Origin of the sequence: Curtobacterium luteum, assembly GCF_001475545.1 — a bacterium.
Lineage (GTDB): Bacteria > Actinomycetota > Actinomycetes > Actinomycetales > Microbacteriaceae > Curtobacterium > Curtobacterium luteum_A.
Genome location: NZ_LDQC01000194.1, coordinates 1 through 1,279 on the forward strand (window position 1 = coordinate 1; position 1,279 = coordinate 1,279).

The window sequence follows — 1,279 nt, forward strand, 5'->3', positions numbered from 1 at the left end:
GTGCGGACGCCGTCACGGGGGAGCGGTCGCCGGGAGAGCGCGGTGACGCCCCACCCGAGGTCGAGGAGGTGGTCCACCAGCGCGGAGCCGGTGATGCCGCTGGCACCAACGACGAGGGCTTCGGGACGGACTGGCGTCGGTTCGGTGGTGTTCGTCATCGTGGTGGTGCAACGCCCGCGGACGACAGGTGTTCCCTACCGGGGGCGTCGGATCCGGATCGGTCCCTTGGCGGTCGACGGGTCCACGACGCTGCCGTGCTGGGTGATCTCGACCTCGCCGCGCGCCACCATGCGCCGGGCGGCCCGTCGCGCCGGTTCCATGAGGTCGCGCCAGCCGTCCGGGGCCAGGGCTCGTGCGGCGTCCGACGGGCAGATGCTCGACGACCGGGACCGTGCCGCGAGCAGTTCGTCGATCCGCTGCTCGAGCGCCCGGTCGGTGGCGTCGATGCCGTGCTTCCGGCACGCGGCCGAGCAGTACTTCGCGTCCGGGGCCGCGGAGGAGGGCATCCGGCGACCGCACGACGCGCAGGTCCGCTCGGCGTGCTCCGCCTCGTTCGCGGCAGCGTCGGCCTCGGTCCTGATCGCGCGTCCCATGCGACCATCCTGTCCCCGTTGTCCGGTCCGGTACCCAGCCCAGGCTCGGCTGGCACCATCGACCAGGTGAGCCCCGTTCCCGATGCCGTCCGTCCGCCCGAGCCCGCCTGGGTCCCGCACGCGATGTGGTGGCACGTGTACCCGCTCGGGTTCGTCGGCGCCGACGTCCGACCGGGGACCGCGGTCGAGGACCGCCCCGTGGACCACCGCCTCGACCGCATCACCCGGTGGCTCGACCACGTCGTGGACCTCGGGCTCAACGGGCTGCTGCTCGGACCGGTCTTCGCGAGCTCGACGCACGGGTACGACACGGTCGACCACCTCCGGATCGACCCCCGCCTCGGGGATGACGACGACTTCGACCGACTCGTCGCGGCGGCGCACGAGCGTGGCGTGCGGGTGCTGCTCGACGGGGTGTTCAACCACGTCGGTCGCGAGCACCCGGCCTTCCGTTCGGTCGAGGAACACGGGCCGGACGCCGACACCGCCGCCCTGTTCGCCGTCGACTGGTCGGGGTGGGTGTCCGGGCAGCCGGTTCCGGTGCGTGACTTCGAGGGGCACGACATCCGCGTCGCCCCCCACCACGACGGCCGCACCGCCCAGGACCTCGTCCTCGCGGTGCTTACCCACCGGCCCGGACGCGGGATCGACGGCTGGCGGCTCGACGGCGCCCACCGCCCTCCCTG

The 1,279-nt window shown here is 73.7% G+C and carries 3 protein-coding genes; 1 reads left to right on the forward strand and 2 read right to left on the reverse strand.

Translation table 11 applies throughout. The features are described 5' to 3' along the window. Window positions 1-158, reverse strand: a 158-nt coding sequence (locus tag NS184_RS18085; RefSeq protein WP_152998322.1) for an NAD-dependent epimerase/dehydratase family protein, incomplete at its 3' end; no start/stop codon positions are given. A 36-nt stretch (window positions 159-194) separates the two neighbouring features. Further along, window positions 195-593 carry a DUF3253 domain-containing protein gene (locus NS184_RS17130; RefSeq protein WP_058724636.1) on the reverse strand — a complete coding sequence of 133 codons (399 nt, stop codon included), beginning with the start codon at window positions 591-593 and terminating at the stop codon, window positions 195-197. A gap of 66 nt (window positions 594-659) precedes the next feature. Between NS184_RS17130 and NS184_RS17135 the strand changes: the two genes are divergently transcribed. After that, on the forward strand, window positions 660-1,279 hold a 620-nt coding region (locus NS184_RS17135; protein ID WP_242863106.1), incomplete at its 3' end, for an alpha-amylase family glycosyl hydrolase.

Bases quoted from the DNA above. Each gene is read 5' to 3' on its own strand.
- NS184_RS17130 (WP_058724636.1), bottom strand. From the start codon at position 593: ATGGGACGCGCGATCAGGACCGAGGCCGACGCTGCCGCGAACGAGGCG.